Here is a 17,940-nt window from a genome sequence, read left to right as displayed (position 1 = left end):
GATTTGGTTACCAGAACCAGCCCCCGCGGGAGAGCTGATCCTTGCATTGACGGTACTGGGCGCCGTAGCGCTGGGCGCGAGCTTCCACCTTGCGAGAGGTCTTCATCAACCACCCCTTGCTGCGATAGCTGCCACGCCGGTAGCCACCCCACCCTTCGTGATAGTTGAGGTACTGGCCATAGGCATCCCACTTGGAGGTGCCATTGAGCCGCTGAGCTTTGTTAGTGTACCAACCCATAAAATCGATGGCGTCGGCAAAGTCATCACGGTCACTCCAGCTGTTGCCGGTTTCCCGCTGGTAATCAGCCCAGGTTTCATCTTTGACCTGAGCATAACCATAAGCCGAACTGGCCCGCCCGGTCGGGATGAAGAGGAAATACTGCATCGGCGGCTGGGCATCATGTACGTACGAGGACTCCTGATACATCATGGCCATGATCACGTGGATAGGCGTCCCCCACTTCTCGTTCATCTTGAGCGCGGCCTTGTGCCAGTCAGGCTTCTCGCGAAAGATCTGGCACAGATTCTCCGGCTGAGCCGGTGGACGGGTACTGCAAGCAGTCAGGCCCGCCAACAGGCTGGCCACGACCACAAAACGCATCCACCCCATCAAATGAGGCCGTGCTTCACACCTCTGGTCAGGTAAAGAGATAGCCAAGGTCAGATCGCGTCTTCGTTCTCTTCGCCGGTACGGATACGAATGACACGCTCCACCTCGCAGACGAAGATCTTGCCATCACCAATCTTGCCAGTACGAGCGGTGTTCTGGATCGCTTCCAGACAGGCATCGAGATCCTCATCCTGCACCACCAGCTCCACCTTCACTTTCGGCAGGAAGTCGACCATATATTCGGCGCCGCGATAGAGCTCGGTATGGCCCTTCTGGCGGCCGAAGCCTTTGACTTCGGATACGGTCATGCCGTTGATGCCGATCTCGGCCAGGGCCTCGCGCACATCGTCCAGCTTGAACGGTTTGATGATGGCTTCAATCTTCTTCATGGTGACTCCTTACCAGTTCTGTTTGCCGAACCCGGATGTAATGGGGTAACGGCGATCCTTACCAAAGTTGCGAGCCGTAATGCGGGGCCCGACCGCCGCCTGACGGCGCTTGTATTCGTTGAGATCCACCAAGCGGATCACCTTGCGCACCACCGCTTCCTCGAACCCTTCAGCCACCATGTCGGCGACCGAGGCATCCTCTTCCACGTAACGCTTGAGGATGGCATCCAAGATGTCGTATGGCGGCAGGCTGTCCTGATCCACCTGATCCGGTGCCAGCTCCGCTGAAGGAGGACGGTCGATAACCCGCTGTGGGATCACGTAGTCGACCGAGTTGCGATATTCGCACAACTTGAATACCAGCGTCTTGGGCACATCTTTCAGCACATCGAAACCGCCCGCCATGTCACCGTACAGCGTGGCATAACCGACCGCCATCTCGCTCTTGTTGCCGGTGGTCAGCACGATGCGACGCCGCTTGTTGGAGAGTGCCATCAGCAGCACGCCGCGGCAGCGCGCCTGCAGGTTCTCTTCGGTAGTATCACGAGCGGTGCCTTCAAACAGCGGCGCCAGCTGGGCCATAAACCCTTCGAACATCGGCTCGATGGAGATGATGTTGAACTCAACCCCCATCCGCTCGGCCTGCTCCTTGGCATCCTCCACGCTCATCTGGGCGGTGTAGCGGAACGGCATCATCACAGCCTGCACCTTGTCGGCACCGATGGCATCGGCCGCAATGGCCAACGTCAGTGCCGAGTCGATGCCGCCGGATAGACCCAGCACAGCACCGTGGAAACCGTTCTTGGTAACGTAGTCGCGCACTGCCAGCACCAGCGCCTGATAGGTCTCGGCCAACGGCTCCAGCGGCGCAGCGGGCTCCCGCTCCTTCACTGGCTGGCCATCAGCAAAACGTACCAGCATCAGCTCTTCGGCAAAAGGAGCCAGCTTGTGGGTCAACTCACCCTGGCTGCTGAACACCTTGGAGCAGCCGTCGAAAATCAGCTCGTCCTGACCGCAGACCTGATTGAGGTAGACCAGCGGCAGACCGGTCTGATCGCAGCGCTCGGCCATCAGCTCGCGGCGGATCCAAGGTTTTTCCTGATCATAGGGCGAGGCGTTGATGGTGAGCAGCAGCTCGGCCCCCGCAGCCTTGGCGGCCAGCGCCGGGCCAGGCTGCCACAGGTCTTCGCAGATGAGCAGGCCCAGATTGTGACCACGGAAGGGAACCACACAAGTCTCGGCCGCGGCGGTGAAGTAGCGCTTCTCGTCGAATACCCCGTAGTTGGGCAGGTCCTGCTTGAAGTAACGGGCAATCAACTTGCCTCGCTCATAGAGGGAGGCTGCGTTATAAAGAGCCTCACCTTCACGCCAAGGGTGACCCACCAAAATGGCACAGTTGCCCTGCCATTTGGCAACACGAGCCAACGCGGCATCGACCCGCATCATCAGATCGGCGCGCAGCAGCAGATCTTCCGGTGGATAACCGGTCAGGGCCAGCTCGGAGCAGACCAGCAGATCGGCACCTTGCTGCTCGGCCTGAGCCGCCGCAGCGAGCACTTTGTCAGTGTTATCTTCGATGGCGCCTACCGTCAGATTCAACTGGGCAAGCATCAGAGAGAGGGCTTTTGCCATGGCGATGCATCTTGAATTCGAAAATGATGGGGAATGATAAAGAAAAGGGGGGCAATCTGCCAGTTCAAGACAGGCGTAACCGTGTGACAGCAACCAGTGAGAAGGATAAGCTGTAGATAGTCACGGAACGACAGGCCTTCGCAGATATGAAAAACGCTGGATTTACCCTGATGGAGTTGATGATAGCCATTGCGCTGGGCGTCATTCTGTTGGGGATTGGTATTCCTTCCCTCTCTAACCTGCTTGGCAGCAATAATTTGGCGACCCAGGAAAAGAGCCTGCTAAACCACTTAAACTATGCCAGACAACAGGCTATCTCTAACCAGCAAACGGTTACTCTCTGCCTGACCACTATCAATAATTCTGTAGAAGAGTGCGTTACTGCCAATCAAAATGGAGCGACCCGGCAGATCGCTTTTATCGATACTAATAGCGATCAGAAGCTCAATGGCAGCGAAACAACTCTGACGGCAAGTCCCGAGTTTCCTGCAGAACTGGCCATTTCTGCAGATGCACAGGCGCTGCGCTTCACCCCAGATGGCACCATTACGTCTGACAGCGAGGTCATCTTTTCACTCTGTGTAAGCGGCGAAAAGGGCGTTCAGATTGAAGTTATGCCTGCCGGGCGTGCCCATAGCCAGGCAAGTGGTGCTGTATGTCCATGACCAGCATTAACTACCGCGAAGCACACACGAGCACAAAAGGATCCATTTCAATCCAATAGCTATACTTAGAGTCTCCTTTGAACAAGGACTCATACGCTATGGCACGAAATGGATTTACCCTGCTTGAGTTCTTAATATCTGCAAGCCTGACAACCATCCTGCTGACCTTGGGACTGCCGTCATTGGCAAATCTGCTGACATCTACCGACAGCGACATCTACACAAGAAACCTGCAGGACCACCTGATCTTCGGCCAACGGCAAGCCATCACACAGCAGCAACCCGTCACAGCATGTCTTGCCATGCCTGTCAGAAACTCCACAAAAGAAGGCTGTGTACTCGCAAATCAAACCGGCGCCCAGCGCATGCTTGTCTTTATCGACACCAATCAGGATCGCCAATTCGATATTGCAAGTGGCGATATCTTGTTATCAGCAACAGAACCCTTTCTTGAAAAACATACCGTGACGGCCAATCGACAATTTGTGCGATTTAGTCCAGATGGCACTGCGATTGGCACGAACATGACACTCCGGTTTTGTATCGACCAAGTACCCCGAGTCGATATCATCGTTTCCCCATCCGGCAGAAGCAGAAGCGAAAAAAAGGGGCTGAGTTGTTCTTAGCCCCTTTACCCTACTCAATAACCAACGTTATCTGGGTTGGATTTCATCTTGTTTTTTTGCATCAGCCAGCGAAAAGTTAGCCGCCAAAGGAACACACTCGATTACCTCTGTGACAAGATGCACCACCCCATCAATCTCATAACCTTTCTGTTTAAATACCCTGACCAGATTTGCCTTGCTCGTATCAGCAACCGGTTGCTGCAACACCATCTGCACGCCACCTTCCAGAGTGACATAACATTTTATGTCTTCCGTTTGAGCATTAACCAACAAGGGTAAGCCCACACACCAGAGCAGCATGCGTTTCATCCCTGTTCTCCTTCATAGAGATAGATTTTCTTGGGAGACATATCCATTTTTGCCTCTTCCGCACCTTGTGAGCATTCTCCTTCACCGGTACAGCGCTCAGGCTCTCCCTTCCCATCATCTTTGAGGATGACCTCCTTGCCCGGAGCACCACCTATAATCCTGATCCGGCCATCATCCCCACCATGAATAACCAGATCATCAGCAACCTTATTTTGCACCTCTACGTAACGCTGAATAACTTCCTGATTGTTGCTATCCAGTACATATTTGAAAGAAGTGCCATAGTGCATATCAATCATATATTGGCGCATGGCACCGATCGATTGAATCGTACATTGTTGGAAGTCCTGTACCTGAGGCAAGAAGGAGGTGAAATAGAGCTTGCCTTGCAACACTAAACCAGCCCCCATTGATTTTTCACCACTTTCATTGAGCCAGAATTTCCATCCCAACTTGCTGGTCAACGCCTTGGTGGTGTTTACAATCTGCTCTTCATTCAAACCCGTAAAGGGATCGCTGGTCACATCGTAGAGATCGTTCAGTGTGATACTTGATGGCACCGCTGGTTCAGACGTTGCCCCAAACAAGGTTGGATTAACATTGTAGTCACGTAGCATCACATACACATTTTGGGTTGTCGCCTCCGAGGAGGGGCGGTTTCTATCACCACTGCCTATCAATACGGCATCAAACGGACGCTCGCTGTAAAGATAATTTGTCCCATCATACTTCCAACCTTTATTGATGGTGCGCACCAATACGGGCTGAGTAAAGAAGCGACGGTCGTCTGCCAGTTTCTTATCACCCTCACTTAAATGGGCATTACCCAAACTGGCAAATTTGATGGCCGTCCATTTGGATTTTTCTGTCTCCTTCATGTCGATGCGCCAGATCTGGCCACCGGTATCTCCTGCATAGATTCGGTCTGAAATACCATCTCCATCACTATCCAGCACGGAGACAGAGCCAGGCATGCTATAAACCATGCCTGCAACTTGTTTGTTGGTTGCACTGGCCGCATCCGGGGTAAAGCTGAACAACAGCGTGCCGGCCTCAGCATCCACGATATAAATACCCACCCCTTCACTGTCTTCAGCCCCCTGGCCCAAATAGCTCTTGGCCTGATCATAACCTCCAGAGAATATCAGGACAGGTTTATAGGTTTTTTTACCAGCGGTTTCTGTGTAATAACCGGGAATAAACGCAACCTCGGGGATCGACCAGGTCTCGCCCAGTTTGCTGAAACCGGCGCTGTTTTTATCCAGTCGCCACATAAGCGTGGGAGAGTCGGGGTCTGATATATTCAAGGCATAATAGGCCTTGCCACCGCCACGCAACCCGGTAAATAACCACACCTTATCACCTTGTGACGACTTGACATGACCATCTTTGACTTGCTCATTGACCAGCACAGTGGGCGATGAATCTACCCCATATAGATGAACCGATGAATCCAGGTTTTCTCGCAGCGCTTTTTGATTGGCGATAAATTGATAAGGCATGGCCGCCCAGCTTTCATCAACGGTGGTGACGCTGTCTTTAAACATATGCAAGAAGCCGGCATTACTTCCCATCACAATGCGCAAGTCAGGTGTACATGTAGTCTGTCCTGTCGACTTTGTACAACCGTAGTTGATCACTAATGGCCGTGAATGCAACGGGTCACCAAGAATATACTCCCGATTATCTGTTCTATCACCATCTTGATTCTCATCAAATGCATCAATCCCCTTGGTCCAATTAAGCAGGTCATCCATGCTATCAGCACTATCCAGCTTCATGACGGTGCGTAGCTGCGTCGCCCCGCCAGCAATGCCCTCAAGAGCAGACTTGCTAAAGGGAGTTAATGTATTAGTGGAAGGGGGAATAACATAAAGATTGCGATTGGTTTTAGCTGCCAGCATCTCCTGTACCCCACCCTCGGCAACCTTGTTACCATCAGTGGTGGATGACCAATAGGTTTTTGCTGACTCAAGAATTGTTCCGTCACTGGAAATCGCAGGTAATCCTATCTGAGGTTCTCCATTCTCATCTTCATATAGAGTACTGTCTACCACGTAACCTTTCTCAGGTGCCAGCACCAGCTTTTTCAAATTTCCCTTCCATCGCGGGCCAGCTCCCGGTTCAAACATGGCGTAGTAGATATTATTAAGGCTGCGAGTTCGGTCAAAGTTATTGGTGGCAATGGCGGGAGAGACCAGCGAGGTATTCATTTTCAAAATAGCCAGCAATGATGACTTTAACGCTTCGTTAAGTTGGGTAGCATCAGTTGCTGGATAATATTTTCCGCCACCGCGACGGGCAGTTTCAGCCAATAGTACACCTGCCCCCTTAATTGCATCATCACCAAACCCAACGGTAAAGGTAGTGACCGTCTGCTTACCAGCAGCAGATGTATTGACATCATTGTTTTTCATATAACCAGCAAGTGCAGCAAGGTAACTTTTATCTTTTCCCGTCCCATAACCGACCGTGTCACTATAACTAGGCTTATTAGGATCTTTTGAGCTATTGAGCAATCCCGCTACCAAACTATCCGCAGCAGCATCATACGTTGGAGCACCATCAGTCATATAAATGACATAGCCATTATTAGAGCACTTATCATATGGAGACTTATACTTATTAGCTGTAGGAATTTCGGCATTAGGGTCTCGCTGAGGATTGCGACTCGCATCATCATCACCAAAGTAGATATCAAGCCCGCCAAAATAACGGTAGGCCTCATACAAGGTTTCGCACAAAGGCGTCCATGTCTCCGCCGCCAGACTATTTGATTTATCAATAAGATCCTGAGCGCCGGTTTTACCGCCAGCCAAGATGGCGTCATTACCCATGATGTGCCTAATGATACGACCACCATTTTTATTGGTACTGCCGTTACCATCATTTTGGTTAAACACCGCAAGGCCAAAGTCTACCGCTGGCGTAGAGCGAACCAACTCCCTCAGCGCCTGTTTGGCTACATTTAGTCTCGATGTAGTAATAGTGGAAGGTGCATGATACCAACGCAAATAGTTGGCGGTATATATGGTCAGCACTTCTGCCCCACCCGTATTCGGGGCGACAGGTGTAGCACTATCAACCCATGGAATACTAATGTTAGTATTGTTAGACCTATTTACTGGATAACCCTTGGTTGCTCCAGAGACAGACTGATACGAACCTGTAAAACCGCTGTTATCAACATTTTTTGCTGAAATATCCTGTTGACAATCCACTATATTGGTTGTGTTGGATGCATAGTTTTTTAATGGTTTCCACTCCCCTTTTCTGTTTTTGCCCGAACCAGATACCTCATAATTCCAATAGACAGATGAAAATAGTCCAATTTGGTTAAGAGGCTCCCGAGATGTGGCACAAGCATTTTTACTCGTTGAAAACCGTCTGGTATTGTTACTATCTAACGTTTGAGGGGGAGTTCCATTTGTTGAGTAATAGAGAAAACTGTTACTCCCATCATCATATGCCAACCTTGGATAAGGAAATTCAGGGTCATACTCTTCCTTTCCTAGCAAAGTTGTTTCGCCCATACTGCCTGAGTTATCGAATATAAATAGAACCTTTGGCCGAAAATCCCCGGCTTTGGCAAAGTCATAAATAAACAACTCGGTATCATCAGAATAGCCAGTCCCTACCGCTAAAGATGTGCCGGATATTCCGCTACACAATACCAGCAAGCTTGTTAATAAACAGTTCCTTATGTTCATTACTGGCTCCCTAATTGGCACTTAACAGGGGCTGTTCGACCCCGGCAGTAAAGGTCATCTGACTATTGATTTTGCCATACGCACTCGAGGTAGTGGCGTCAGCATAGCGACAAGCTGGTGTTACATTCTGGCTACTGGCTTCAAATTTTCGTTTGCATACACTTTCTGTATTGACTGTCAGGGTAGTAGCAGGAGTGGTAGTGCCTATTGCCGCCGAAGCACCAATTGCCTGCGTTGCAATTTGTGTTGAGAGAGAAGTATCGCTCAATGCAGACTCCAGAGTACCTTCAACTTCGTGCTCTGCCCGTTGCAAACTGGCACTAGAACCCGCCATCTTCAGACTCATACCACTGGATTGCATGACGACTACCGCAATCAAAGTCAAAGGAACCAGAATAACCAGTGCGACTATCAGTGCAATCCCTTGCTGTTGTTGAAACGATCTCATGTGCCACTCCGAGTAACAATTTGCGGGTTACGCAATGCGATGCTGCTTTCCAGCAATAGGCGGCGATAGCCATCGCCATTGCCTTTTATCGGGGGCAGATTGCCAAGTTGATAGGTGTTATTATTTTTGTAACGTGCAGACTCTTTCGCCGCTCTAATTAATAAAAATAACCGCACCCCCAATACCCGACCTTCATTCCAACTCTGAGCAGCCATCTGATCAGCTGAAAGATATCTATCGATATGCCCATCGGGGATCACTGAATCATCAATACCGAACATCAGTATCATATGTTCAACCCCTTCCGCCATGGCGCCACCAATCAGAGAAGAACCACCATTGACGGTCAAATAGCGCTTGCGTAAAACAGGAATACCATCTTCTTGTGACAGGTAATAAATGTAGTGCTGGTATTCCCAGATCTGGCTCTCATTATTGGCACCAAAGAGTGGTCTGGTTTCGCTTCCCTTGATGACTCTCGCCTCCTGACTATTGGTTGCCATATAAAAGCGGTTTGTATCCAATCCCTCTGATGCGGGTATAGGACGCCCTACCAATCGCTTGATACTGATAACATCCGAGTTTGCCACCCGATCAGCAGCGAGAATACAAGCGAATCCAGCCAATCCTTTGGAGGTTGATACCCGGCTTACCCATAGCCCCCTGATGGGACCAGCATTTGATGGCAAACTACCGACAGAACGTTCATCCAGACAATCGCTACTGGCAGGAACAATGCTACCGGCACTGAGGGTCAGAGAGGGGCCAACTTGTGTTGACTGACCGGTATAAGCTCCAAAAAAGCCAGCCCATTTGATATCCTGGCTAATCAGCCGAATGGCCAATCGACCATTTTCCTGTAATTCACTTTGATCAAAGGCATCTTCAGAGCTGGAGCGAGACATCACAAAAACTGTGAATACCCCCGCCAACAAAAATAGACCGAGCAGCATAGCGACCAGCCACTCTACCAGCGTGAAACCGCGAGAATTCATAAAGTCGTCGTCAGAATAAACTGGCGCCTCGAAAGATTATTTGCTGTCGAGAGTTGACACTCATTGATCAGCGTTGCTGCGGCGGCAGCAGCCCCCCCATCAGATATCTCTTGCTTGCCAGCCCAGAATATTCCGACAGCCAATACATTATTGGCCCGCCGCACCACGCAGCCTATCGGTGAATTCAAGGAAGATGCCGCCCCCGACACACTGGCCCCAAGCAGGGCTTGTTGCCAGTAGTGAAGGTCGGCGTTACGTAAATCTGCAGCACTGCACGCGCTGATTGTGCCATCTGCGGCGGCGCATGTCGGACGTGGCAAGTTGGCGGCAAGATTAACGGTCACAGCACCGGATGCGGTCCAGCTATCGCGATTTATTCGTACTCGTTCAACCATATCGTTAGCCAACCAGCTGGCAATAGTGCGCTGACGAGCTTCATAACTGGCAAATTTTGAATGGGTTTGCAAAGCAACCAGACCAAGCAGCCCCAACGACAGGATGACTGCGGTGATCATCACCTCCAGCAGGCTGAATCCTCTCTCATGTGGTGAAACATGAATGACCATGGGCTATTCCCAACAGCTATTGCTAGCTGCACCGGAAGCACTTTTGACACCCAACTGATTAATGGAAAACACCGTGCAATCGGTATCTTTGGCTTGGGCCGTCGCCGCGCCAGCACTGGCTGACAAGGTGTAGGTGTTACCTGATACGGCAATAGATAATTGATACAGACCATTCTCAGATGCACTACTGATACCAAGAGCAGCAGCAGAGGATGCATACTGATTGAAATCCATAAAATAGGTTTCTTGCCGATTGGCCGCATTGAGCAGCATGCTCTTGGCTTCGACACGATGACTGGTCAGCACATATTGCTGATAGGCGGGATAAGCGATGGTGCCAAGAATCGCCACGATGGCGATGACAATCATCAACTCAATAAGAGAAAAGCCACGAAAGTATCCAATCATATCCCATCCTTGGTGACAGACTGCTTCATAAGTTTAACGCCGAGCCTGTCTCTTGAACAAACCCGGCGTCATTATCAACACACTTTATTCTTAAGCCTTCCTGGCTGCACTCAAATTATTCTAAGTTCGGGAGGAACCTCAAAGACTACGTTCTCTTCACGGCCAGGATGCTCGGCGACCACCTTGCCACCCAGCTCCCGCAGGCGGGCAATCACGTTTTGCACCAGCACCTCGGGGGCGGATGCACCTGCAGTGACGCCGATCGCCTTCACCCCTTCCAGCCAGCTCGCCTCAATCATCGACGCATCGTCGATAAGATAGGCTCGGGCACCCACCTTCTCGGCCAGCTCGCGCAGACGGTTGGAGTTGGAGGAGTTGCGAGACCCCACCACCAGCATGGCGTCCACCAGTCCTGCCATCTCCCGCACCGCATCCTGACGGTTCTGGGTGGCGTAGCAGATATCGTCCTTGCGCGGCCCCTGGATCTTGGGGAAGTGCTTGCGCAGCGCATCGATCACGTCAGAGGTCTCATCCACGCTCAGGGTAGTCTGGGTGACGAAGCAGAGGTCATCCGGATTCTTCACCTTGAGCTTGGCCACATCTTCTGGCGTCTCCACCAGATACATACCGCCTTCACGATTCTCGTACTGCCCCATGGTCCCGATCACCTCGGGGTGACCGGCGTGGCCGATGAGCACAGCCTCGGAGCCCTTACGGCTGGCGCGATGCACCTCCATATGCACCTTAGTCACCAACGGACAGGTGGCATCGAATACCTTGAGGGCGCGGGACTTGGCCATCTCGCGCACTGTCTTGGCCACACCGTGGGCAGAGAAGATGACGATGCTGTCATCCGGCACCTCGTCCAGCTCCTCGACGAAGACAGCGCCCGCCTCTTTCAGCTTGTTCACCACATAGCGGTTATGCACCACTTCGTGGCGGACATATATGGGGGCACCGAACTTCTCCAGCGCGCTCTCGACAATGCTGATGGCGCGATCGACACCGGCGCAAAAACCGCGAGGGTTAGCGAGCAGAATATCCATTAATGCACCTTCTCCTCATCATCAACGCCCAGGATCTCCACCTCGAAGGTGACGGTATGACCGGCCAGCGGGTGGTTGAAATCAACCGTCACCGACATCCCGGCTACTGCCCGGATGATGCCCGGCAGCTCGCTGCCATTGGGCTGATCGAACAGGATGATGGTGCCGACTTTTGGCTCCATATCGGCGCCAAACTTGGCACGGTCGAGATGGTAGATATTGTCGGGATTGGAGAGACCAAAGGCCTCTTCCGGCGCCAGCGTGAAGCTCTTGCTCTCCCCTTCGCGCAGCCCCAGCAGGCACTGCTCGAAGGTGGGGGTCAGGCTGCCATCGCCCATCCGCAGGCGGGCCGGCTTGCCGTGCAGCGCCGTGCTGTCGGCCACCGAGCCATCTTCCAGCTTGATGGAGAAGTGGAACAGCACACTGCTGTTAGCGGTGATCTGCTGGCTCATGCCTGCTCCTTTTTCTCACCACGGAACCCGTCCAGCACAATCATGGCGGCCCCGATAAAGATAAAGCTGTCGGCCAGATTGAATGCCGGCCAATGCGCACGCTGCCAGTAGAAGTCGAGAAAATCGACCACATGGCCCAGCACCAGTCGATCAAAGACGTTGCCGAGGGCGCCGCCGATGATGAGTGAATAGGCGATACCGCTCCAACGCTGGGTCACCGACTGCTTGCGCAGCCAGTGGATCAGCAATCCACAGATGGCAAAAGCCAGCACCGCGAAGAACCAGCGCTGCCAGCCCCCCTGATCAGCCAGAAAGCTGAATGCGGCGCCCTTGTTGTAGACGTGAACCAGATTGAAGAAGGGGGTGATCTCCACCCCCGGGTAACCAAATGGCAGCAACTTGACCACGGCGAGCTTGCTCGCCTGGTCCAGTACAAAGGCCAGAACTGCCAGCCACAGCCAACGCAGGCCGCTTTTATGTTGAGTCATGTTCATCAGGCAAATTGACGAGTTTCGCCGTCACCCTCAACGTTGGTCACACAGCGACCACAGATCTCTTCGTGACCCGCGATGGTGCCCACATCTTCTACATGGTGCCAGCAGCGGTCGCACTTGGCGGCGGCAGACTGGGCCACGCTCAGCCACAGGTCATCACGCTCGGTCGCCACAGAGCCTTCCGGCGCAGTGTCAGCCACGACCACCTTGGCTTTGGAGGTGAGCAGCACGAAGCGCAGCTCATCGGCCAGGGCATTCAGGCGTGCAGCCAGCTCCGGCTTGGCGAACAGGGTCAGTTCGGCCTGCAGGGAGCCGCCGATACGCTTCTCGCCACGAGCCACTTCCAGCGCCTTGTTCACTTCACCGCGCACGGTGAGGATCTCGGCCCAGAACTCGTCGTTGAGGGTTTCACCCGCTTCCAGCCCGAACAGGCCATCGTACCACTCTTCGGTGAAGACGAACTCGCCGCGCTCACCCGGCAGCAGGGCCCAGATTTCATCAGCGGTGAAGCTCATGATCGGCGCCATCCAGCGCACCATGGCCTCGGCAATGTGATAGAGGGCGGTCTGGCAGGAGCGACGGGCCAAGCTGTCAGCCTTGGCGGTGTACTGGCGATCCTTGATGACATCCAGATAGAAGGAGCCCATCTCGATGGAGCAGAACTGCATCAGCTTCTGAGTTACGCCGTGGAAGTTGTACTCGTCGAATGCCGCCATGATCTCGGCCTGTACCGCTTTGGCACGACCGACAGCCCAACGATCCACCACTACCATGTCGGCGGGCGCCACCATGTCGGTCGCTGGATTGAAGCCGTTCAGGTTGGCCAGCAGGAAGCGGGCAGTATTGCGAATACGACGATAAGCATCGGCAGAGCGCTTGAGGATCTCGTCGGAGACAGTCATCTCGCCGGTGTAGTCAGTGCTCGCTACCCACAGACGCAGGATGTCGGCACCCAGCTTGTTCATCACGTCCTGCGGGCTCACCACGTTGCCGATGGACTTGGACATCTTGCGACCCTGACCATCCACAGTGAAGCCGTGAGTCAGCACCTGGTTGTAGGGAGCCTTGTCTTTCATGGCCACACCGATCATCAGGGAGGACATGAACCAGCCACGGTGCTGGTCAGAACCTTCCAGATACATGTCGGCCGGCTTGCCGTTGAACTCGGGACGGGCATCAACCACGGAAGCGTGGGTAGAACCGGAGTCAAACCAGACGTCCAGAGTGTCAGGCACCTTGTCGTACATGTCTGCATCGGCACCCAGCAGCTCGGCCTTGTCCAGATCCCACCATGCCTGAATGCCGGACTGCTCGACCCGCTTGGCTACTTCGTGCATCAGGCGCACGGATTCCGGGTGCAGTTCCTGGGTCTCTTTATGGACGAACAGGGAAATAGGCACACCCCAGGTGCGCTGACGGGAGATACACCAGTCAGGACGGTTCTCGACCATCGCCTGAATGCGGTTTTTACCCCAGGCCGGTATCCAGCCGCTCTGGCCTTGCTGGGCAATGCCGTCCTTCTCGATGCGCTCGATCTCTTCCAGTGCGCGCTTGCGCAGACCCTTCTGCTCCATGCTGATGAACCACTGTGGAGTAGCACGGAAGATGATCGGGGTCTTGTGACGCCAGCAGTGCGGATAGGAGTGATTGAACACCTTGTGGTGCAGCAGGGCGCCGCGCTCGGTCAGCACTTCGATCACGGAGGCATTGGCCTTAAACACATGCTGGCCGGCAAACAGTTCGGTATCCGGCAGGTAAACACCGTTGCTGCCAACCGGGTTGGCCACTTCCAGACCGTATTTCTGACCGACCACGAAGTCTTCCTGACCGTGGCCAGGGGCGGTGTGAACGGCACCGGTACCGGCATCCAGGGTAACGTGGTCACCCAGTACCACAGGTACATCGAAGCTGTAGAAGGGGTGGTTGAAGCGCAGCAGCTCGAGCGCGGCACCCTTGGCATAGCCCAGATTGTGGAACTTCTCGATACCGGCGCGATCCATGACGTCCTTGACCAGCTCTGCGGCCAGGATCAGACGCTCGGGGTTCTCCCCTTCAACTTGCACTAGCGCATAGTCGAGGTCGGCGTGCATGGCGATGGCGCGGTTGGCTGGCAGGGTCCACGGAGTGGTGGTCCAGATCACCGCAGAGATCGGGCCCTTGCCGGTGTGGCCTTCGGCGCAGTCAAACTTGGCGGCAACGGTCGCCTCATCAACAGCCTTGAAGCGCACATCGATGGAGGGGGAGTTCTTGTCGTAGTACTCAACTTCGGCTTCAGCCAGCGCGGAGCCGCAATCGGTACACCAGTGCACCGGCTTGGAACCTTTGTGCAGGTGACCGTTTTCAACGATCTTGGCCATGGAGCGGATGATGTTGGCTTCGGTGCCAAAATCCATGGTCAGGTAGGGGTGTTCCCAGTCGCCCAGCACACCCAGACGGATGAAGTCGGTCTTCTGCGCTTCGATCTGGGTCTTGGCGTATTTGCGGCACTCGGCGCGGAATTCGGCAGCGGAAACCTTCTCGCCCGGCTTGCCGACCATGCCTTCTACTTTCAGTTCGATAGGCAGACCGTGGCAATCCCAACCCGGCACATAGGGGGAATCGAAACCGGAGAGGCCCTTGGACTTGATGATGATGTCTTTGAGGATCTTGTTGACCGAGTGACCGATGTGAATGTTGCCGTTCGCATAGGGGGGGCCATCATGCAGAATGAAAGAAGGCTTGCCCGCTTTGGCGCGGCGAATAGCGCCGTAGAGATCCTGATCGTACCAACGTTTCAGCATGTTGGGTTCGCGCTTGGCCAGATCGCCACGCATCGGAAACTCGGTTTCCGGAAGATTCAGGGTGTGTTTATAGTCGCTCATCAGTCCTGGGTTCCCTTCTTTTCTAAAAGAGTGCTGGGTAAATTGAATTGTGGCAGCCCGAACCAGGCTCGGGCAGCCAGGGCATCTCGTTCGATCTGCTCTTTCAAGGCAGTGAAAGAGGCAAACTTCTGCTCTTCGCGCAGCTTGTGGCGAAGCAGCACCTTGACCTGCTGACCATATAGATCACCAGAAAAATCAAATAGATGTACTTCCAATCTGGCTTGTGTACCGCTCAAGGTCGGCCGTACACCCACATTGGCTACACCGGGGAAGGTCTTGCCGGAACATATCACTTCCACCGCAAACACGCCACCGACCGGGATCACCTGACGCTTGAGGGCCAGATTGGCGGTGGGAAAACCTATGGTGCGCCCCAGCTTGTCGCCGTGAGCCACCCGGCCGCTGATGGTGTAGGGACGGCCAAGCATCAGCTCCACTTCCGCCATCCGGCCCGCCTTAAGGGCTTCACGCACCAGGGTGCTGCTGACCCGCTGCCGTTCGAGCTGGAAGCTCTGGGTACTGATCACCTCGAAGCCGAAGCGATGGCCCGCCTCCTCCAGCAGGTGGAAGTCCCCTTCCCGCCCCTTGCCGAAGCGAAAATCGTCGCCGACCACCAGGTAGCGCACCCCGAGCTTTTCCACCAGCAACTGCTCGATGAAGGTCGAGGCTGCCTGCTCGGCAAAGCGGTGGCTAAAGCGCACGCAGAGCATGCGATCGATATGCAGCCCCTGCAGTGCTTCGTACTTTTCCCGCAACCGGCTCAGCCGGGCGGGCGCCGCCGTGCCGGCAAACAGCTCCAGCGGCTGCGGCTCAAACAGCATGACGCAGGCGGGCAATCCCAGCTGGGCCGCTTTCTCCTTGAGACGTGCCAATACCGCATGGTGACCCTGATGAACCCCATCAAAGTTGCCAATGGTTAATACACATCCCCGGTGACGGGGCTTGAGATTGTGAATGCCGCGAATAAGCTCCATCAGTGCCTTGTGCGTTGCTGCCATGGAAATCGGCGGATTATATATCAGGCAGCAAGCAGGGTCAGCCCTCATAGCCTGATTTCAACTATCCGTGCCCAATCACGCCCTCTGCGGCGCCATGAGGCACTATCCCCATGGCGCCGCAGGATCACGGCTACTGCTGCCCCGATTTAAGGTGACGCGGCCGAATGCCGAGCAGCAGCAACACCACTGCATAGACCGCAGCCCCCAGCGACAGCAGCATGGTCAGCTGCAAACTGGCCTTGCCCATGCTCCATGCGCCCCACTGGGTCAGATCCGGCGACAGATAGGCGAGCACGCCCCCCATCAGCACGCTGGCGACCAGCAACTTGAGGCAGAACACGCCGGTATGGCGGGAGGGACGATAGACACTCTGCTGGTACAACCCTTTGAACAGCAAAGCCGCATTCAGGGTACCCGAGCAGGCGGTCGAGAGCGCCAACCCCACGTAACCGAGCGGGTAGATGAAGATGAGGTTGCAAACCATGTTGGCAATCATCGACATCACCCCGATCCGCACCGGCGTTTTGGTGTCCTGACGGGCGTAGTAACCGGGCGCCAGCACCTTGATTAGCATCAGGGAGAGCAGACCGGTAGTGGAGGCCAGCAGGCTGGCGCTCGACATGCTCACTTCATGCAGGCCGAACTCGCCGCGCATGAACAGCACCCGCAAAATGGGCTCGCGCATCACCGCAATGCCTATCATGGCGGGCAGGCCGAGCAGCATCACCATCCGCACCCCCCAATCCATGGTGCGGGAGAAGTCCGCCGGATCGGCATCCACATGCTTCTTGGCCAGCGCAGGCAGGATCACGGTACTGATGGCCACTGCAAAGAGGCCGAGGGGGAACTCCAGCAGGCGATCAGAGTAGTAGAGGTAACTGATGGCACCGGTCGCGAGGAAAGAAGCCAGCATGGTGTTGACCAGCAGGTTGATCTGGCTGACCGAGACCCCGAACAGGGCAGGGATCATCAGGGTGCGGATCTTCACCACCCCAGGATGATTCCACCCCCATTTGGGCCATACCAGCATGTTGATTTGGCGCAAAAAGGGGTACTGGAACAAAAACTGCACCAAACCGCCCAAAAAGACACCAATCGCCAGCGAGATCTCAGGTTTGTCCATCAGCGGTGCAATCCACCAGGCCGCCGCAATCATGGTGATGTTGAGAAACACCGGCGTAAACGACGAGACCGCAAAGCGGCCGAAGGTGTTGAGGATGGCCCCCGCCATGGCGGTAAAGGTGATAAACCAGAGGTAGGGGAAGGTGATTTTGAGCATCAGACTGGCGAGCTCGAACTTCTCGGCCGCAGGGCCGCCGTGCAGCCAGTCCCAGAACCAGCCCCAGCCAAACAGCGCGGTCAGCACACCCGACCCCAGCACACCGAGCAGGGTGACCACAGTCACTATGCCCCCCAGCGTGCCCGCAACCGCCGCCAGCAATTCACGCACTTCCCCCTCGTCGCCATTTTTCTTGTACTCCGTCATCACGGGAACAAAGGCCTGGTTGAAGGCACCTTCGGCGAACAGACGACGCAGAAAGTTGGGAATGCGATTGGCAAAAAAGAAGACGTCGGCGGCCACCCCGGCACCAAGCAGATTTGCGATGACCACATCGCGAACCAAGCCCATTACGCGGGATGCCAGCGTCATTCCGGACACTATCATGCCGGATTTGATCAATTTCTTACTCAAGACGAGGCCTCTGGAACTGTCAGAATGAAAAGAATGCT

17 protein-coding genes are annotated in these 17,940 nt (G+C 54.3%); 2 read left to right on the top strand and 15 right to left on the bottom strand.

The window, feature by feature from the left end; translation table 11 throughout:
* Positions 1-7: 7 nt before the first annotated feature.
* Genes OKB77_RS10295 through OKB77_RS10285 form a run of 3 tightly spaced genes read right to left on the bottom strand, consistent with a single transcriptional unit; the run spans position 8 to position 2,631 of the window.
* Entirely contained in the window at positions 8-601 is a 594-nt protein-coding gene (locus tag OKB77_RS10295) for a transglycosylase SLT domain-containing protein (RefSeq protein WP_320628426.1), read from the bottom strand.
* A 59-nt stretch (positions 602-660) separates the two neighbouring features.
* Complete coding sequence (glnB, locus tag OKB77_RS10290) at positions 661-999, bottom strand: nitrogen regulatory protein P-II (protein ID WP_005308848.1); 339 nt, start codon at positions 997-999, stop codon at positions 661-663.
* 9 nt (positions 1,000-1,008) lie between these two features.
* Entirely contained in the window at positions 1,009-2,631 is a 1,623-nt protein-coding gene (locus tag OKB77_RS10285) for an NAD+ synthase (RefSeq protein ID WP_150390246.1), read from the bottom strand.
* A 146-nt stretch (positions 2,632-2,777) separates the two neighbouring features.
* On the opposite strand from OKB77_RS10285, the gene OKB77_RS10280 reads away from it, so the two are divergent.
* On the top strand, positions 2,778-3,296 hold the full coding sequence (locus OKB77_RS10280; RefSeq protein ID WP_108612714.1) for a GspH/FimT family pseudopilin: 519 nt from the start codon (positions 2,778-2,780) through the stop codon (positions 3,294-3,296).
* Between the two features lie 98 nt (positions 3,297-3,394).
* A complete protein-coding gene (locus tag OKB77_RS10275) occupies positions 3,395-3,922 on the top strand; it encodes a GspH/FimT family protein (protein WP_150390245.1) in 528 nt (175 codons plus the stop codon).
* A gap of 27 nt (positions 3,923-3,949) precedes the next feature.
* On the opposite strand, the gene tapY2 is transcribed toward OKB77_RS10275, so the two are convergent.
* From tapY2 to murJ, 12 genes are all read right to left on the bottom strand, one after another.
* Positions 3,950-4,231: a type IVa secretion system protein TapY2 gene (gene tapY2, locus OKB77_RS10270; RefSeq protein ID WP_150390244.1), complete on the bottom strand. Its 282-nt coding sequence runs from the start codon at positions 4,229-4,231 to the stop codon at positions 3,950-3,952.
* Positions 4,228-7,941, bottom strand: a complete 3,714-nt coding sequence (locus OKB77_RS10265; protein ID WP_199415376.1) for a pilus assembly protein — start codon at positions 7,939-7,941, stop codon at positions 4,228-4,230. The genes tapY2 and OKB77_RS10265 overlap by 4 nt, the downstream gene beginning before the upstream one ends.
* Positions 7,942-7,951: 10 nt before the next feature.
* Positions 7,952-8,389: a type IVa pilus pseudopilin TppD gene (tppD, locus tag OKB77_RS10260; RefSeq protein WP_150390242.1), complete on the bottom strand. Its 438-nt coding sequence runs from the start codon at positions 8,387-8,389 to the stop codon at positions 7,952-7,954.
* A complete protein-coding gene (locus tag OKB77_RS10255; protein ID WP_150390241.1) occupies positions 8,386-9,384 on the bottom strand; it encodes a PilW family protein in 999 nt (332 codons plus the stop codon). Before OKB77_RS10255 ends, tppD begins: the two co-directional genes overlap by 4 nt.
* Positions 9,381-9,950 (bottom strand): type IV pilus modification protein PilV, encoded by a 570-nt coding sequence (gene pilV, locus OKB77_RS10250; RefSeq protein ID WP_150390240.1) that lies wholly within the window; start codon positions 9,948-9,950, stop codon positions 9,381-9,383. Before pilV ends, OKB77_RS10255 begins: the two co-directional genes overlap by 4 nt.
* 3 nt (positions 9,951-9,953) lie before the next feature.
* Positions 9,954-10,358: a type IV pilin protein gene (locus OKB77_RS10245; protein WP_005358030.1), complete on the bottom strand. Its 405-nt coding sequence runs from the start codon at positions 10,356-10,358 to the stop codon at positions 9,954-9,956.
* A gap of 110 nt (positions 10,359-10,468) precedes the next feature.
* Positions 10,469-11,404, bottom strand: a complete 936-nt coding sequence (ispH, locus tag OKB77_RS10240; RefSeq protein ID WP_058057986.1) for a 4-hydroxy-3-methylbut-2-enyl diphosphate reductase — start codon at positions 11,402-11,404, stop codon at positions 10,469-10,471.
* On the bottom strand, positions 11,404-11,856 hold the full coding sequence (gene fkpB, locus OKB77_RS10235) for an FKBP-type peptidyl-prolyl cis-trans isomerase (protein WP_042084352.1): 453 nt from the start codon (positions 11,854-11,856) through the stop codon (positions 11,404-11,406). Before fkpB ends, ispH begins: the two co-directional genes overlap by 1 nt.
* Entirely contained in the window at positions 11,853-12,350 is a 498-nt protein-coding gene (gene lspA, locus OKB77_RS10230) for a signal peptidase II (RefSeq protein WP_005340447.1), read from the bottom strand. The genes fkpB and lspA overlap by 4 nt, the downstream gene beginning before the upstream one ends.
* Positions 12,350-15,211 carry an isoleucine--tRNA ligase gene (ileS, locus tag OKB77_RS10225; RefSeq protein WP_150390239.1) on the bottom strand — a complete coding sequence of 954 codons (2,862 nt, stop codon included), beginning with the start codon at positions 15,209-15,211 and terminating at the stop codon, positions 12,350-12,352. The genes lspA and ileS overlap by 1 nt, the downstream gene beginning before the upstream one ends.
* Positions 15,211-16,185, bottom strand: coding sequence for a bifunctional riboflavin kinase/FAD synthetase (ribF, locus tag OKB77_RS10220; RefSeq protein WP_019445579.1), 975 nt, complete (start codon positions 16,183-16,185; stop codon positions 15,211-15,213). Before ribF ends, ileS begins: the two co-directional genes overlap by 1 nt.
* A 154-nt stretch (positions 16,186-16,339) precedes the next feature.
* Positions 16,340-17,902: a murein biosynthesis integral membrane protein MurJ gene (gene murJ / locus OKB77_RS10215; RefSeq protein WP_042084347.1), complete on the bottom strand. Its 1,563-nt coding sequence runs from the start codon at positions 17,900-17,902 to the stop codon at positions 16,340-16,342.
* Positions 17,903-17,940 lie beyond the last annotated feature (38 nt).

Source organism: Aeromonas sp. Y318-3 (assembly GCF_027706185.1).
In the GTDB taxonomy this organism is placed as follows: Bacteria; Pseudomonadota; Gammaproteobacteria; order Enterobacterales; family Aeromonadaceae; genus Aeromonas; species Aeromonas veronii.
The sequence above is the reverse complement of the archived record's forward strand: the minus strand, read 5'-3'. Positions and strand labels throughout refer to the sequence as shown.